Below are 13,372 nucleotides of genomic sequence, written 5' to 3'. Positions count from 1 at the left end.
AAGTGGTATAGAATTACTGATTACACATTTTTATGATATACTTCTAGTATAGCACTATTTTATTTGATCCCTCTTAAACTTTTGTTATTTATTATACTCACAGAATTTATTCGTTGATTTTCCTCAATAGAAATTCAACATATCCTTCACCATTCTGGTTGTTAAATAATATGGGATTTCCATACACGGCTACATTAGGAACACCGGCTGCATCCGCAAATTCTTTAATTTCTCTAGCATGAAAAGGATGATGATTAAAACTACCTGTGCTTGTAGGTTCATCGTTTTGTGTTCCGGTATTCGCAACCCAAATTTCAGGATCATCTGAGCTAAGAAAAGAAAGCATATCAACTTGTTGGCGATAGGTTTCGATCTCTGGAGTTTGGTATTCTTGTTGATTGCTTACCCCATAAAAGTTGTATATTCTATCTTCTCCATACTCTTGAATAATATCTTCTAGAGTAATTCCAAACTCAATAAAAACATCACCCAGCCATCTTTTTTCGATATCCAAGCTGGATTGTGTAGCTTTAATGGCAAGTCCTTGTACACGAGTACTTTCTCTCAATACAGGATCATCGCTATTTATTTCTTTTAAATCATCATTTGTTGCTAACCACAATGAAGTTGAAGCCCCTGCCGAAGAACCGTATAGTACAATTTTGTCTTTGTCAATGTTTAGTTCATTATGAATATACCTTATATATTGTAAAGCTCTTTTGGAATCATTCAAACTTTTTAAAACACCTTCGGTATCACCAGTTTCAAGAAGTCTATAATTGATTGTGGCTACCGCAACACCATTGTTGAGCAGCCTGGTAATATCTGATTCAAAAGTTGAGTTGTAAATAAATGCTTTATCTCCTCCAGTAAATCCACCGCCATGAATAAAGATCACCAATCCTGTAGGAGTAGAACTATCTGGTAAAAAGATATCGAATTTGGTTTTGTCGTATTGATCATACGACACATCCATCGAGAATCGAGCATTTGTGCCTTCAATGTTTATAGGGGCATTTGTGTATTGAAGTACTACCAGGCGTTCTTGAGCATCTGGAGATGATACAGTCGATTCATCATCACTACATGAAACTGTACCCAAGACTATGAAAAGACAGCATAAAACTTTATATATTTCCATCACATGTTTTGATGTATTAGACTCCGTTTGATTAAAAAGGTTTAGTGAAGTCGCTAAATTTCTTATGATTTATGTGAGATTAGTCCCGGACTTCAATTTACTAATTTTAGAACAATACATATGGGTCAGAAATCGGGAGTGGATTTAAAAAGTATTTAGTTAGATTATACTTATTCAGAGTAGTTTTATTCTATCAATTGGATGGATTCAATAATAATTCCATTACCACAATATTCATCAGATGCTTCCCAATTTAATTGTACAGTGATTGGAAATGTAGAATTTTCTAAATCAATGGTAGCGTTTTGTGGCAATTCAGAAAAACGCCTTGCAGATTCCTCTTCATCGATGTTAATAATCCATCCTCCACAGCAGGCACATAGTGTTAAATCTAAACCTGAGATTGTTGCGGTTGATTCGAATTGGATTGGAGAGTCATCATCATTTTTGCAACTCAAAGCGATACATCCTAAAGCTAAAAATAAAGTCAACATCTTGATTTTCATTGTTTTTTTGTTTTTTGATTACCTTTAATAGATCCATTCACCATAGAAAAGTTGCGTGGGACTGAAGAATGCTGTAGTTCTTTTATTCTGTAGTTTTATATGTTAGTTTTTGTTTTTTAGAGAATACAGTTACATTCGTATCATGTTTCAACACATTCATCCTTACGAACCTTTTTTCCCTCCAGAAGCAACAAAGTTGATTGTGGGTACTTTACCACCTCCCAGATTTACTACGGGAGCACTTAATGATAAAGATGTAGATTTTTGCTATGGTAGCAGTAATGGTTTGTTATGGCCGGTCTTGGATCGAATTTTTGATCTTGGTCTTAAGTATGAGACCACCCACGAAGCCGCAGAGCAACGAAGAAGATTTTTGACGGCAAATCGAATTGGTGTTTGTGATATTGTACAGCGTTGCGAACGTGACAAGATCGATGCTTCAGACCTCGGAATGCAAAATGTTCAATTAAGAGATTTGGTTGGCTACTTAGAAAAATATCCAAAAATAGATCGTTTGATCTTTATGGGCGGCAATAGCAAAAATGGACCTGAGTATTTTTTTAGAAGACTCTTAAAAGAACATGATCTAAAGTTAGAAGTAGTTTCTAATACGGTACCTAGAATACATAAGGTGGTAATAGCTAATAGAATGATTGAAACCGTATCGCTTACAGCGCCTTCGGGTTCTGCAAATCGGGCAATCGGAAGTATGCAGATCTATAAGGATCTAAAAAGCAAAGACCCCAAATTCAATACCATCGACTTTAGAGTCATGCAATATCAAGAATTCTTTTGATTTATTCTGTTTCTTCCTCTTTGGCCTTTTTTGTAGTTTTTTTCGCGGCGGATTTTGCCTTCGGAGGAATCGTGGAAACAGATTTTTTTCTTTTTCTTCGTCTTCCAAAGGTGCCCATATGGATTTTACCACGTTTTGTCTTTTTATCTCCTTTGCCCATAAATCTTAATTTTTGTGTTAAACTATCTGAAAATTAAAGTGTTACTAATTTAGTGAATTAAGACAGAAAAACGAAAAGAGTATAATATCCTTTTCAGCTTACAGATCATTTCAAAATTAATTTCAGTGATTTGATCTATTTTATTAGATGTTTGTCGAAAGGTTTTGTTTTATAACATATTAATTCTTTTTTTGGGAGCAGAATCCAACTACCCCTGGATCTTTCATCCTAACCAACCTCTTGAGTGATGGCTTAGACTAAAAGCTATACACCAACTAAACATGAAAATTAATTTTTTCACTTTACTTTTTTGTGCCCTTTGTATTCCTATATCTGCACAGCAGATTGATGAGAAGTTTGCCAGAAATGGCCTTTGTTTATTCAAGGAATTGGGGATGAATACCTCTCGAATCATCGACTACAATTTAACAGACAATGATGAACTTTATGTCTTGCATTTGTCTGATGATAATGGTAATTTGATTCGTTTGCTTAAAAATGGTCAGAAGGATACCTCTTTTAATTTTACCTCGGCCATTTTAAATAATGAAGGAACTACTCCGGTTGCGATGAGCGCCACACCTTATGGTACCGTAGTGGTGTTATCCAATTTGTGGAATGGATTGAGTTGGATGATCCATATTAATGAGTTTTTTGAAGACGGAACGCTGAATACTCAATTTGGTAGAGGAGGAATTTATACCAAAAGCATATTAGATAACTCTGATGATAATTTTGGTCAGTTTTTATATACCTCATCGAATGGAGAAATTGTAGTGGTTGCAAAAATCAATGATTTTAGTGTTTCTACCACCGAAGAGAAGATAGCTATTCTCAAATTGAGCAGTGAAGGAAGGACCTTATCCTCGGACTTGTATGCCAATCATTGCTATCGATTAGATAGTTCTGCCATGCGGGATGACTATCTGTTTTTGGCGTATTCTGGAAGTACTGAAAATGAAGTGGATCATGCCACTTATCTGGCTGGTTTGAACAGTGAACGAATGGAACGTCAAAATATACATTGTTTGTCGGTAGAAGGGGATTATGAAACTATTGATCAAATAGTATTGACAGATACTTCAGTGTATATTTCTCAAATAAAAACGAATTCTGAAGCATTATATCTTATCAATAAATATGACGTAGACGGTAATCAGGATAAAACCTTTAGAGATAGTGGCCAGGTGGATGGTAATGCCGATTTGTATGACTCCAATTTTGTTGTAAATAAGAAAGGGGAACTATTTGTAGTGTCCAAAAGCCTGAATGATGATGCTGAGATATTGATCAAGAAACTTAAGAATGATGGAACCATAGATGAAACTTTTGGAGTTGATGGTATCGCATCTATTATGCTTAGACACCCTACAATTACATTGGGTAAAATGCAGATTGACGAAAATGATCTATTGTATATTGCTGGAGAGATGTCTATTGATGGCAATCCTTACGGTTTTATCACAAGAATCGATACTAGCGTAATGCTTCTGAAAAGGGAAAAACTGGATAAATTTATCCGTAACCTTTTTGTGAAACGAGAGTAAGATATCAAAAGCGAAAACAAGCGAAATAATTGGGAAAATTGACTTTTGGCCTGTTATTCATCTAAAGCAAATCCATTTTTGATAGCATAAACAGCCAAACCTACTCTTGTTTTTAAACCTAATTTGGTAAATAAACTATCCCTATAATTTTCAACCGTACGAGGGCTGCAGAACATTTTTTCTGCCATCTCTTTATAACTCATCTCGGTTGTAGAATATTTAAGGAATTCAATCTCCCGATTGGATAATTTAATATTGTTTTTGTCATCAGCATCCTTATCGTTTAAACTTTCGAAAACCTTTATAGAAGCCCATTCTGGGAAATACCTTCCCCTTTTGACCAGTTTTTGTAAAGACATTTCTAATTCCAAAGGTTGGATGTTTTTTAGCATATAACCTTTAGCTCCATTTTTGATCATTTTAATCAAGCTGGCATCGTCATTTTGCATGCTTAAGGCCATGATCAAAATATCCGGGTATGTTTCGCTTAGCCACTTGGCAGTTTCAAAACCATCCATTTCTGGCATACTCACATCGAGTAATATAATATCCGGTTTTATAGTAGAGTTGATTTTTTGCTGTAAATCTTTCCCGTTTTCGCAAGTGTAGACCACATTGAAATCTTTGAATTTTGAAATAATTTCTGCCAGAGCATTGGCAATAAGTATGTGATCATCAACAATAACAATATTATAATTCATTTTCTGGTATTTCTAAAGTTAATTGAGTTCCATGATCAATTTCGCTATCATAATGTAGTGTAGCCCCAATCCATTTTGCTCTTTTTTCGAAATTGCTGATTCCGATTCCTCCATTGGTAACACTACCCATGTCAAATCCAATCCCATTGTCTTCTAAATACAGTACAATCTTATCGGTATATTGAGTTAGTTTGATGGTGATTAAGGAGCACTTGGCATGTTTGATGCTATTTTGAATAAATTCTTGAGCAATACGATAGATGACGGTTTTGACAGCGACGGAATGTATGTTGATTGGTTGAGGATACTCAAATTTAACATTGCACTTGTTCAAGTGATTGACCCTACCGCTTAGTTGTTCGAGTAAGTCGACAATACTTTGATTTTTGAGGTTACTTTGCGCCAAGGATCTGGAAATTTGTCGAAGTTCTTCCAACGAATGATCTACGAGGTCGTTTATCGATTGTATAGAGGTAGTGTGTTGTTCTAATTGATCGATAGGTAATTGTTTGATATATAAACTGGCTAATGTAAGCTTCTGTCCAACACTGTCATGAATTTCCTGACCTATGTGATTCATGGTATTGGTTTGAATTTCCATCTGTACTTTAAGGATCTCTTTTTTGTGGGTTTCATCTTTGTGCAATAGTTGTTGATAGTGCTTTTTCTTTTTTACCTGATATTGATAGATAAATATGATAATGCCTGCAATAAATGCAAGAAAGATCACATTAAAGAGTGCTAGCATTATTTTGAATGATGTTTCCCCCATATAAACGAGATTGCAAATAGTGTGTACATGATAATATTAGCTATCAAAAAATAAGCGAAATACAATTCCCAGATTTCTCTGTAGTGATTTCGCAATAAACCGTAAAAGCAAAATAAGGGGTAAGTGCCTACGTAAAGCATGATGACTCCCAAATTTATGTAAAACATCTTATTATCCCTAAAGTGTAGAATACTATCATCTTTGATTTGCTTTAAAAATTCTAGTATTACAAAGACGATCAAAAATAGGGTACCCACAGACGGATTTAAAGAATACACAACTTCGAGCTTTTTAAAGAACAACTCTATAGGGAGATAGGTCAATAAATATATGCTGATACATATGGTAAATAGCTTTCTATTATTCAAAGATTGTACTCCATAGAGCCAATACAGGAAAATATACTGTATAGGAATACCTATATAGGCATAATACATTTGTTTTAGTTTAGCTTCTATTCCAAAATCAAAATGCCAAAAAGTCTCCTGAGCAGCTATAAAAATTAGGTAATAAATAAAAAACCTCCAACGACTATTTTTCAATTTAGATACATAAACCAATCCTACTACTGCAGCCATAATCTCAGACAATAGCAGGATAGGTTTTAAGATGTAAAAGTAGTCTGGCATAATGTGAGATTAAAAAGACTCTCCAGATCCATCAGCAGGAGGGATAAGACTTCCGTGATTTTGTGCAGAAATATTACCTGAAGCACTTGATCGTTTAGTAGAAGTCAAGGCAAAGATTGAGGTTACTGTATTTGTAGACTGATATTCTGGAAATTCACTCATTTTTTCCCCGTATGTTCTTACGTCCAAGGGGTGAAAATCAATATGGGTTTTTCCATTTTGTATAGTAGGGACCAGTACCAGTGTATGATGTTCTTCAAACTTTTTTGTCAATTCACTTCTTGCAAGATCTCTTAAGTCTGGATATTTTTTCTCCCAGGTGCCATTATTCGGATATCTGGAATAATAAATTCGAATACCTAAGCTCCTTTCTTCTCTGGCACTGCTATCGGTGTTCTTTTCAACTTGGTATAAAAACTTTTTTAAGGTCTCCAAATCAAACCAAATAGAGTGAGCGTCTTCTTGCATTACTGTTTTTATGAACCGAAGCTGATTTTGTCGATACCCATTAGTCATAGCATGCACTAAATCCACATTTAGGGTATTCAAAGGTTCACCAGAATAGTCCATACAAATTGTATTTTGATTCGAAGAGTTGGATTGCGATCTCTTTGGTGGGTTATAATAAACATAAGATGCAAAGCCTGCTGTAACAGCAACTAAAAGTATTGTTGAAATCATTTTTTAGGTTTTAAAGAGTTAACATATTGGTTTTACAAATAACGAAAATCTAAGGAAGTATTGAGTCCAAAAATCAACCTAAATTGATAGGGTTAAACAACCTAAAATTTGAGGTTGATCAAATAGAGAATTAAGGTTTTTGAGCGTTGCCTGCGATCAGCAAAATGATTGAATTTTGTCCTGTTAACAAAAAGTATCGGAATGCATAAAGATCGAGGAAGCCGAAAATCGTAAGAGTAGGCAATCTTAAAACCATTAATTATGAAAAATCTAAAATTTTTAATTGTACCTATTATCGCAAGCTTTTTTTCTTGCTAAGTTGTGAGAAAGATTCATCGGATAGCTTTAAGGAAGAAACCAAAGTAAATCACAATAGGGGGGATGCAGAATTTGATTTTGCGAAGATAGAAGAACTTTCTTTAGATGAAATTTCTTCTATAGAGAAATCCTTTATCGAGGAAACCAAGAATATTAGTCTGGTTAAAGCACTACAGGATTATGACGGGCCAGATGAGGTAGATCATTCTATCGTGAATGATTATTTGGTGTACAAAGGAGAAAAACCAATTGATACACGAGAATATTATCTGGTAACCGAAGAAATTATTAGAAATCCAGAAGCATCAGTAGAAGAATTTACAGCTGTATTGCAGGAAACAGGGGTGTATTCTACAGTTCAATTGGAGTTGTTTACAGAGTTGGATGCACAAATGGTTACTGCTACTACTTTTGAAGAGGCGATAGAAACACTTACCGCCTTTGAAGGAGTAATCAAAGAAAACAGAGAACTAAACACTTTTGATAGAAACACAATGTTGTTGTATATGTCAACCATGAAAGGGTTAATGTATACGGACTATGCAGCTCAAAAAGGATTTTGGGATTGTGTGAATTGTGTTTGGAGAAACGGTTGGAAAATTCTTGGATGGGGTGTATTCAGAAGCATACCAAAGGTAATAGGATGTATATTTTCGAATTTATCAAACGGATGGGGGATGTTTTGGTGTATTCTAAGAGCCTTAGGGTCTGGAGTTGCACATTCATTTAATCGCTTTTGCGGATCAGTTTGTTAAAATTGGGGCTACAAAAAGAGAAACCGGGAAGTTTTCTTCCCGGTTTTATTTTATGAAGTGATTCTTATGTCTAATCCTCCCAAGTGCTAACGGCTTGAACAGCTTCGTCTGTATAATCCGAAAATACACCATCTACACCTGCATCAAAAAACAAGTGATATTCTGCTTCAGGATTACCCTGACTCCATTGCGTATTTTCATTTCTAAACGTGTATGGATGTACGAGTAAGTCATTGTCGTGTGCAAGATCTATAAAGTCTGTTGGCTCTAGTAAAGTTAGCTCTCCAGAGTCTTCGGTTCTATAGGAAATGATAAAAGGTTTCCACGGGCCAATGCCATCTGCATAGGTAGCTGTAAACTTCATTCCTTCTTCTGTAGTAAAAAACTCGTAGGTTCTGTCATCTCCATTTACGAAAAAATCATAGGGAGAACCATAGGAGATGAAGTCTCCATCGGGTACATTATAGTCTAAAGATCCATCTTTGTTGATATTGTAGGTGGAGATAAGCTGTACCAATTTTACCGTAGATTTTGAGTTGATGTATTGCAATGGCGCTACCTCAAAACATTGTACAAATACTGGTGCATTTTTGTGATTCCAATGCGCTTTAGAAAGAGCTTTCAACAGTTGGTCTTCCATAAAATACGCTCCGAATATTTCATTGTGAAATAAAGGGTGCTTGATTTCAGGATAGATCCCTAATACTTTTCCTCTTGCCAGGGATTGTGCTTTTGCCAATTGTATCACCTCTTCAAAAGTTGGGATTTCAAAAAGGTTATCAAAGTTTGTCGGTCTTCCGCTAAATGCTTGTTTGGCTCTTAAAGTTTTGATTTCCTCCAGGGTAAAGTCAGAAGCAAACCAATCGGTTACCATTTTACCATCTAGGTTTTTGGTTGTCTTTAAGTGTGCAAATTCTGGAAGATCTGCAACGTTGGTAGTACCGGATAACATTGGTTCATGTCTAGCTACCAAATGTCCGTCTTTGGTTAGCACCAAATCGGGTTCAATAAAATCTGCATCCCATTCTGATGCTTTGATATATCCTTCAAGCGTATGTTCTGGGAGTACAGACTGTGCTCCTCGATGTGCAATCACGATAGGCAGATCGTTATCAGGTCCGGGATTACCGGAGTTGTCATCGATAAGATCGCAGGAGGTTATCATCATAAAGGTAATAAGGCTAAATACGGTGGACATGTGTTTTATCATTTCTTGGGTTTTAAGTTAGTAAACGTTGGACAAGAAATGAAACTGAAATTATGAAATTGTGAAGTAGGTATTACTCTATGGTCAAGAAAAGGATAAGAACGTTAAGTTTTATGAACTGTGTATATTTTAACGTGAAGTACAAAAGCATAGGAGCGAAACCATTTATCTAATTTCGCTCCTAATAGTTATCTGATTTCTTCGATAAACTGGTTGATGGTATCCACTCCATTGCTGGTCAAATGCTTTATGAAAGCCGAACCAATAATCGCACCTTTTGCCGTCTTTGTGGCCTGAGTAAAGGTTTCATTATTACTTATTCCAAAACCAACAATCTGTGGGTTTTTGAGGGCTAAAGCATCGATACGTTCAAAATATTGTTGCTGTACATCTCCAAAAGTATTTTTTGCACCTGTAGTACTTGCAGAGCTTACCATATAAATAAATCCATTAGAAACGCTATCGATAAATCGAATTCTTTCTTCTGAAGTTTGCGGGGTGATCAAAAACACATTGATTAACCCGTATTTCTCAAATGTCTCTTGGTAGTGCTCGTGATATTCGGCTACTGGTAAATCGGGAATGATTAATCCATCGATTCCGATTTCTTGGCATTTTGCACAAAAAGCTTCTACACCGTATTGCATCATAGGATTGAAGTATCCCATGATAATCAATGGGATATTTACGGTTTTCCGGATGTCTTTTAATTGCTCAAACAATAGGGTAGTAGTCATCCCATTTTTTAGGGCAATAGTAGAGCTTTCCTGAATGGTAGGACCATCTGCCAAAGGATCACTAAAAGGTAATCCGATTTCTATCATATCAACACCATTTTTTTCAAGATCCTGGATGATTTGAGCTGTATCGTGCAATGATGGATACCCTGCGGTAAAATATATAGATAATAACTTCTTATTCTCAGCTAATTTTTCTTTGATTCTATTCATTGTTATAAGTTTCGAGTTGCTCTATATAGAGGAACACGTTGTTAATTTAGTCCAAAACTATATGGATTATTCATTACTCGTTTCAGCATCGCAATTTGTCCGCAGTGCCATAGGGTGTGCTTGATGTTCCAATCGATGGCTTCAAATTTGGTTTTGGCAACCGGATGAGGTTGATCCAAAGGTTCTAATGGCTTGTCAAGATCATCTGGAGACAAGTTTTGTATGATTTCCAGAGATTTAGCTTGCATGAAAAGCAAGTTTTTCTCCAGATTTCCTACAGTATCTTTATCATTAGTCTGTGATGCTGTGGATTTAAAAGTATACCAGTCTGCATATTTTCGGATAGGCACTTGCTCAAAAACGTCTGGTTGATGACCAGTTATTGATAGTATACTATGATAGTAATAGCTAATAATTTGATGCCCAACTTGCCAGGCAATGTTAGTTTCCATAACGTTAGGTGAGTACTCCCATTCATCTTTGGGAACGGATAGCGCCAGTTTATTAAACCATTCGTATGCACTTTTTGTCTGTGTAACCAATACCGAAATCGTATCCATAATTGTGTGAATATTTGATTGTACTTTATTTATAGTCTAAAATAATCAATATATGTATTCAAATCTTTATCACCTCTTCCCGAAAGACTGATCACCACCACATCCTCTGGTTTGAACTTTTTATCATTAAATATCGCTAATGCATGAGAGGTCTCTATGGCAGGTATGATCCCTTCTAATTGGGATAACTCCAATCCGGCAGCCATAGCATCATCATCGGTAACCGAGTAAAACTCTCCTCTTCCTGTACGATACAAATGGGAATGCAATGGCCCTACACCAGGGTAATCCAATCCAGCAGAAATAGAGTAAGGTTCTGTTATTTGTCCGTCTGCAGTTTGCATTAGTAACGTTTTGCATCCATGAATGATTCCTTCTTTACCCAATTGTGAAGTTGCTGCGCTTTCTCCACTATCTACACCTTTACCGGCAGCTTCGACCGCGATGATACCCACACTTGGCTCATCCAAAAAGTGATAGTAGGTACCAGCGGCATTACTTCCTCCTCCAATACAAGCCACAACATAATCAGGATTTTCTCTTCCTTCTTTTTCCTTAAGTTGCCATTTGATTTCTTCAGAAATAACAGATTGAAAACGGGTCACCATATCAGGATATGGATGAGGTCCTATAGCAGAACCAATGATGTAGTGCGTATCTACTGGATTATTGATCCAATCTCGAATCGCTTCGTTGGTGGCATCTTTTAGGGTTTTGCTACCAGATTTTGCGGGTCTTACTTCGGCTCCCAGCATTTTCATACGGGCTACATTCGGCGCCTGACGTTTAATATCAATCTCGCCCATATATACCACACATTGTATTCCCATAAGTGCACAAACTGTAGCTGTAGCTACTCCGTGTTGTCCTGCTCCGGTCTCGGCAATGATTCTATTTTTACCAAGCTTTTTGGCTACTAATATCTGACCAATAGTATTATTGACCTTATGAGCCCCGGTATGATTTAAGTCTTCACGTTTCAGGTATACTTTGGTATTGTGTTTTTCTGAAAGTCTTTTTGCAAAGTACAAAGGTGAAGGACGACCTACGTAATCTTTTAGTAACTGATCGAACTCTTCCTTAAAAGAAGGGTCGTTCATAATATCTAAGTATTGGGTACGTAATTCTTCTACATTAGGATATAACATTTCTGGGATGTACGCGCCTCCAAAATCACCATAATATCCTTTTTCATTTACTTGATAACTCATAGTTTTATTTTTTGATCCCTAGAGATAAGGGTTAGTTGGTTTTTAAATTTTTCTACTGCAACATCGTCTTTCAATCCAGGATCGATTTCGAACTTACTGTTTACATCAATTGCATGAATAGGTAAATCAGTTTTTAAGATTTCCTGTATTTTTTCAATTTCATCAAGACCAATTCCGCCACTTAGAATAAATGGAGTTTCAGAATCATATGTTTTCAATACATTCCAATCAAAAGTATAGCCATTACCTCCTTTTTCTTTTCCTTTAGTATCAAACAAGAAATAATCTACAATATCTTCATACGGCTCAAGGATGGAGAAATCGAATTCATCTTTGATGGAGAATACTTTCCATAGAGCAACAGTAGTATCTAGTTCTGATAAACTTGATTTTAGTTCTTTGCAATAGGCTGCAGATTCGTCTCCATGTAATTGTATTGCTCTGAAATTGAATTGTTTTACTTTTTCTACAATATTTGGGATGGTATTATCTACAAAAACTCCCACTTTTTTGATTGTGTTTGGAAGCATTGGGATTTCAGTATCAAAATTCCTTGGAGATCGATTATAAAAAATAAAGCCTAAATAATCGGGTTCTAAAGCAGCGATGGCTTCGATATTATCCGAGTATTTCATTCCGCACACTTTGAGTTTCATGGTTGTAAGTTTTTTATAAATTCGATAGCACTAGCTCCTGGATTTTCCGTTTTCATAAAGTTTTCACCAATCAAAAAGCCTTGATATCCGTACTGTTGCAGATCTTTTATGGCTTCGATGTTACTAATTCCACTTTCTGAAACTTTTACAAAATCATCCGGTATTTGTGTACTTAATGTTTTACTCACATCGGTACTTACCGTAAATGTTTTTAGGTTTCTGTTGTTTACTCCAAGCATATCCAGAGACGGCATAATAGATTTTTGCAATTCTTCTTCATTGTGAACCTCGAGTAAAACATCCAGCGACAGACTTTTGGCAAACTCAGATAGATGTTTGATTTGTTCTCGTTCTAATACCGCTGCGATCAATAGAATGACGTCAGCCCCATGTGCTTTGGCTTCTAGTAACTGATATTCGTCAATGATAAACTCTTTGCGAAGCAACGGTAGATTTACCGCTGATCTTGCTAGTAGTAGGTCATCCAGAGAACCTCCAAAATATTTGCCGTCAGTAAGTACAGACATACCCGATACTCCAGCAGTTTCATAACCCTGTGCAACATCCTGCACGCTTACTTTTTGGTTGATTACGGATTTTGATGGAGATCTGCGTTTATGTTCTGCAATAATTCCAGTATCGCTACTTTGTAATGCTGTAGCTAGCGAGTGGGTTTGCTTGTCAAATAATACCGAAGATTCTAATTGCGAGACAGGAATCAAGCTTTTTTTAAGCTCAACCTCTTTGTACTTATCAGCTACTATTTTATCTAATATATTCAT

16 protein-coding genes are annotated in these 13,372 nt (G+C 36.0%); 3 read left to right on the top strand and 13 right to left on the bottom strand.

The features are described from left to right. Window positions 1-106 precede the first annotated feature (106 nt). Window positions 107-1,141 (bottom strand): alpha/beta hydrolase fold domain-containing protein, encoded by a 1,035-nt coding sequence (locus AC0L3Q_RS18190; RefSeq protein WP_473281705.1) that lies wholly within the window; start codon window positions 1,139-1,141, stop codon window positions 107-109. A 185-nt stretch (window positions 1,142-1,326) separates the two neighbouring features. Continuing rightward, a complete protein-coding gene (locus AC0L3Q_RS18185) occupies window positions 1,327-1,647 on the bottom strand; it encodes a hypothetical protein (protein WP_473281703.1) in 321 nt (106 codons plus the stop codon). Window positions 1,648-1,789: 142 nt separating this feature from the next. Between AC0L3Q_RS18185 and AC0L3Q_RS18180 the strand changes: the two genes are divergently transcribed. Then, window positions 1,790-2,443, top strand: coding sequence for a uracil-DNA glycosylase family protein (locus tag AC0L3Q_RS18180; RefSeq protein WP_473281701.1), 654 nt, complete (start codon window positions 1,790-1,792; stop codon window positions 2,441-2,443). A 1-nt stretch (window position 2,444) separates the two neighbouring features. Here AC0L3Q_RS18180 and AC0L3Q_RS18175 read toward each other — a convergent pair whose 3' ends face one another. Further along, on the bottom strand, window positions 2,445-2,603 hold the full coding sequence (locus AC0L3Q_RS18175; protein ID WP_473281699.1) for a 30S ribosomal protein THX: 159 nt from the start codon (window positions 2,601-2,603) through the stop codon (window positions 2,445-2,447). Between the two features lie 281 nt (window positions 2,604-2,884). Here AC0L3Q_RS18175 and AC0L3Q_RS18170 point away from each other — a divergent pair, with 281 nt between their 5' ends. Beyond that, window positions 2,885-4,150 carry a hypothetical protein gene (locus tag AC0L3Q_RS18170; RefSeq protein ID WP_473281697.1) on the top strand — a complete coding sequence of 422 codons (1,266 nt, stop codon included), beginning with the start codon at window positions 2,885-2,887 and terminating at the stop codon, window positions 4,148-4,150. Window positions 4,151-4,203: 53 nt separating this feature from the next. Here the strand turns inward: AC0L3Q_RS18170 and AC0L3Q_RS18165 are convergent, their stop codons facing one another. From AC0L3Q_RS18165 to AC0L3Q_RS18150, 4 genes are read right to left on the bottom strand one after another with little or no spacing between them, the layout of a single operon-like run. Continuing rightward, complete coding sequence (locus AC0L3Q_RS18165) at window positions 4,204-4,851, bottom strand: response regulator transcription factor (protein WP_473281695.1); 648 nt, start codon at window positions 4,849-4,851, stop codon at window positions 4,204-4,206. Further along, window positions 4,841-5,623, bottom strand: coding sequence for a sensor histidine kinase (locus AC0L3Q_RS18160; protein WP_473281694.1), 783 nt, complete (start codon window positions 5,621-5,623; stop codon window positions 4,841-4,843). The genes AC0L3Q_RS18165 and AC0L3Q_RS18160 overlap by 11 nt, the downstream gene beginning before the upstream one ends. Then, window positions 5,599-6,252, bottom strand: coding sequence for a hypothetical protein (locus AC0L3Q_RS18155; RefSeq protein ID WP_473281692.1), 654 nt, complete (start codon window positions 6,250-6,252; stop codon window positions 5,599-5,601). The genes AC0L3Q_RS18160 and AC0L3Q_RS18155 overlap by 25 nt, the downstream gene beginning before the upstream one ends. A 9-nt stretch (window positions 6,253-6,261) precedes the next feature. Next, window positions 6,262-6,933, bottom strand: a complete 672-nt coding sequence (locus tag AC0L3Q_RS18150; protein WP_473281690.1) for a hypothetical protein — start codon at window positions 6,931-6,933, stop codon at window positions 6,262-6,264. A gap of 311 nt (window positions 6,934-7,244) precedes the next feature. Between AC0L3Q_RS18150 and AC0L3Q_RS18145 the strand changes: the two genes are divergently transcribed. Continuing rightward, window positions 7,245-8,006: a hypothetical protein gene (locus tag AC0L3Q_RS18145; RefSeq protein ID WP_473281688.1), complete on the top strand. Its 762-nt coding sequence runs from the start codon at window positions 7,245-7,247 to the stop codon at window positions 8,004-8,006. 70 nt (window positions 8,007-8,076) lie between these two features. On the opposite strand, the gene AC0L3Q_RS18140 is transcribed toward AC0L3Q_RS18145, so the two are convergent. The 6 genes from AC0L3Q_RS18140 to trpC form a co-directional block, all read right to left on the bottom strand. Continuing rightward, window positions 8,077-9,204, bottom strand: coding sequence for a glycerophosphodiester phosphodiesterase (locus AC0L3Q_RS18140; RefSeq protein WP_473281686.1), 1,128 nt, complete (start codon window positions 9,202-9,204; stop codon window positions 8,077-8,079). A 197-nt stretch (window positions 9,205-9,401) separates the two neighbouring features. After that, a complete protein-coding gene (gene trpA / locus AC0L3Q_RS18135; RefSeq protein ID WP_473281684.1) occupies window positions 9,402-10,163 on the bottom strand; it encodes a tryptophan synthase subunit alpha in 762 nt (253 codons plus the stop codon). Between the two features lie 41 nt (window positions 10,164-10,204). Continuing rightward, window positions 10,205-10,723 carry a DinB family protein gene (locus AC0L3Q_RS18130; protein ID WP_473281682.1) on the bottom strand — a complete coding sequence of 173 codons (519 nt, stop codon included), beginning with the start codon at window positions 10,721-10,723 and terminating at the stop codon, window positions 10,205-10,207. Window positions 10,724-10,752: 29 nt separating this feature from the next. Further along, window positions 10,753-11,934 (bottom strand): tryptophan synthase subunit beta, encoded by a 1,182-nt coding sequence (trpB, locus tag AC0L3Q_RS18125; RefSeq protein WP_073317500.1) that lies wholly within the window; start codon window positions 11,932-11,934, stop codon window positions 10,753-10,755. Further along, window positions 11,931-12,590 (bottom strand): phosphoribosylanthranilate isomerase, encoded by a 660-nt coding sequence (locus AC0L3Q_RS18120; RefSeq protein WP_473281680.1) that lies wholly within the window; start codon window positions 12,588-12,590, stop codon window positions 11,931-11,933. Before AC0L3Q_RS18120 ends, trpB begins: the two co-directional genes overlap by 4 nt. Next, window positions 12,587-13,372 carry an indole-3-glycerol phosphate synthase TrpC gene (gene trpC, locus AC0L3Q_RS18115; RefSeq protein WP_473281678.1) on the bottom strand — a complete coding sequence of 262 codons (786 nt, stop codon included), beginning with the start codon at window positions 13,370-13,372 and terminating at the stop codon, window positions 12,587-12,589. The genes AC0L3Q_RS18120 and trpC overlap by 4 nt, the downstream gene beginning before the upstream one ends.

Source organism: Aquimarina sp. KJ22-3, assembly GCF_055808215.1.
The sequence above is the reverse complement of the archived record's forward strand: the minus strand, read 5'-3'. Positions and strand labels throughout refer to the sequence as shown.

What these genes read in the sequence shown, in the direction of transcription:
- AC0L3Q_RS18170 (WP_473281697.1), top strand. Translation starts at nt 2,885, where the DNA reads ATGAAAATTAATTTTTTCACTTTACTTTTTTGTGCCCTTTGTATTCCT.
- AC0L3Q_RS18155 (WP_473281692.1), bottom strand. Translation starts at nt 6,252, where the DNA reads ATGCCAGACTACTTTTACATCTTAAAACCTATCCTGCTATTGTCTGAG.
- AC0L3Q_RS18175 (WP_473281699.1), bottom strand. Translation starts at nt 2,603, where the DNA reads ATGGGCAAAGGAGATAAAAAGACAAAACGTGGTAAAATCCATATGGGC.
- AC0L3Q_RS18130 (WP_473281682.1), bottom strand. Translation starts at nt 10,723, where the DNA reads ATGGATACGATTTCGGTATTGGTTACACAGACAAAAAGTGCATACGAA.
- AC0L3Q_RS18120 (WP_473281680.1), bottom strand. Translation starts at nt 12,590, where the DNA reads ATGAAACTCAAAGTGTGCGGAATGAAATACTCGGATAATATCGAAGCC.
- AC0L3Q_RS18140 (WP_473281686.1), bottom strand. Translation starts at nt 9,204, where the DNA reads ATGTCCACCGTATTTAGCCTTATTACCTTTATGATGATAACCTCCTGC.
- trpA (WP_473281684.1), bottom strand. Translation starts at nt 10,163, where the DNA reads ATGAATAGAATCAAAGAAAAATTAGCTGAGAATAAGAAGTTATTATCT.
- AC0L3Q_RS18190 (WP_473281705.1), bottom strand. Translation starts at nt 1,141, where the DNA reads ATGGAAATATATAAAGTTTTATGCTGTCTTTTCATAGTCTTGGGTACA.
- AC0L3Q_RS18150 (WP_473281690.1), bottom strand. Translation starts at nt 6,933, where the DNA reads ATGATTTCAACAATACTTTTAGTTGCTGTTACAGCAGGCTTTGCATCT.
- AC0L3Q_RS18185 (WP_473281703.1), bottom strand. Translation starts at nt 1,647, where the DNA reads ATGAAAATCAAGATGTTGACTTTATTTTTAGCTTTAGGATGTATCGCT.
- AC0L3Q_RS18180 (WP_473281701.1), top strand. Translation starts at nt 1,790, where the DNA reads ATGTTTCAACACATTCATCCTTACGAACCTTTTTTCCCTCCAGAAGCA.
- trpB (WP_073317500.1), bottom strand. Translation starts at nt 11,934, where the DNA reads ATGAGTTATCAAGTAAATGAAAAAGGATATTATGGTGATTTTGGAGGC.
- trpC (WP_473281678.1), bottom strand. Translation starts at nt 13,372, where the DNA reads ATGAATATATTAGATAAAATAGTAGCTGATAAGTACAAAGAGGTTGAG.
- AC0L3Q_RS18165 (WP_473281695.1), bottom strand. Translation starts at nt 4,851, where the DNA reads ATGAATTATAATATTGTTATTGTTGATGATCACATACTTATTGCCAAT.
- AC0L3Q_RS18160 (WP_473281694.1), bottom strand. Translation starts at nt 5,623, where the DNA reads ATGGGGGAAACATCATTCAAAATAATGCTAGCACTCTTTAATGTGATC.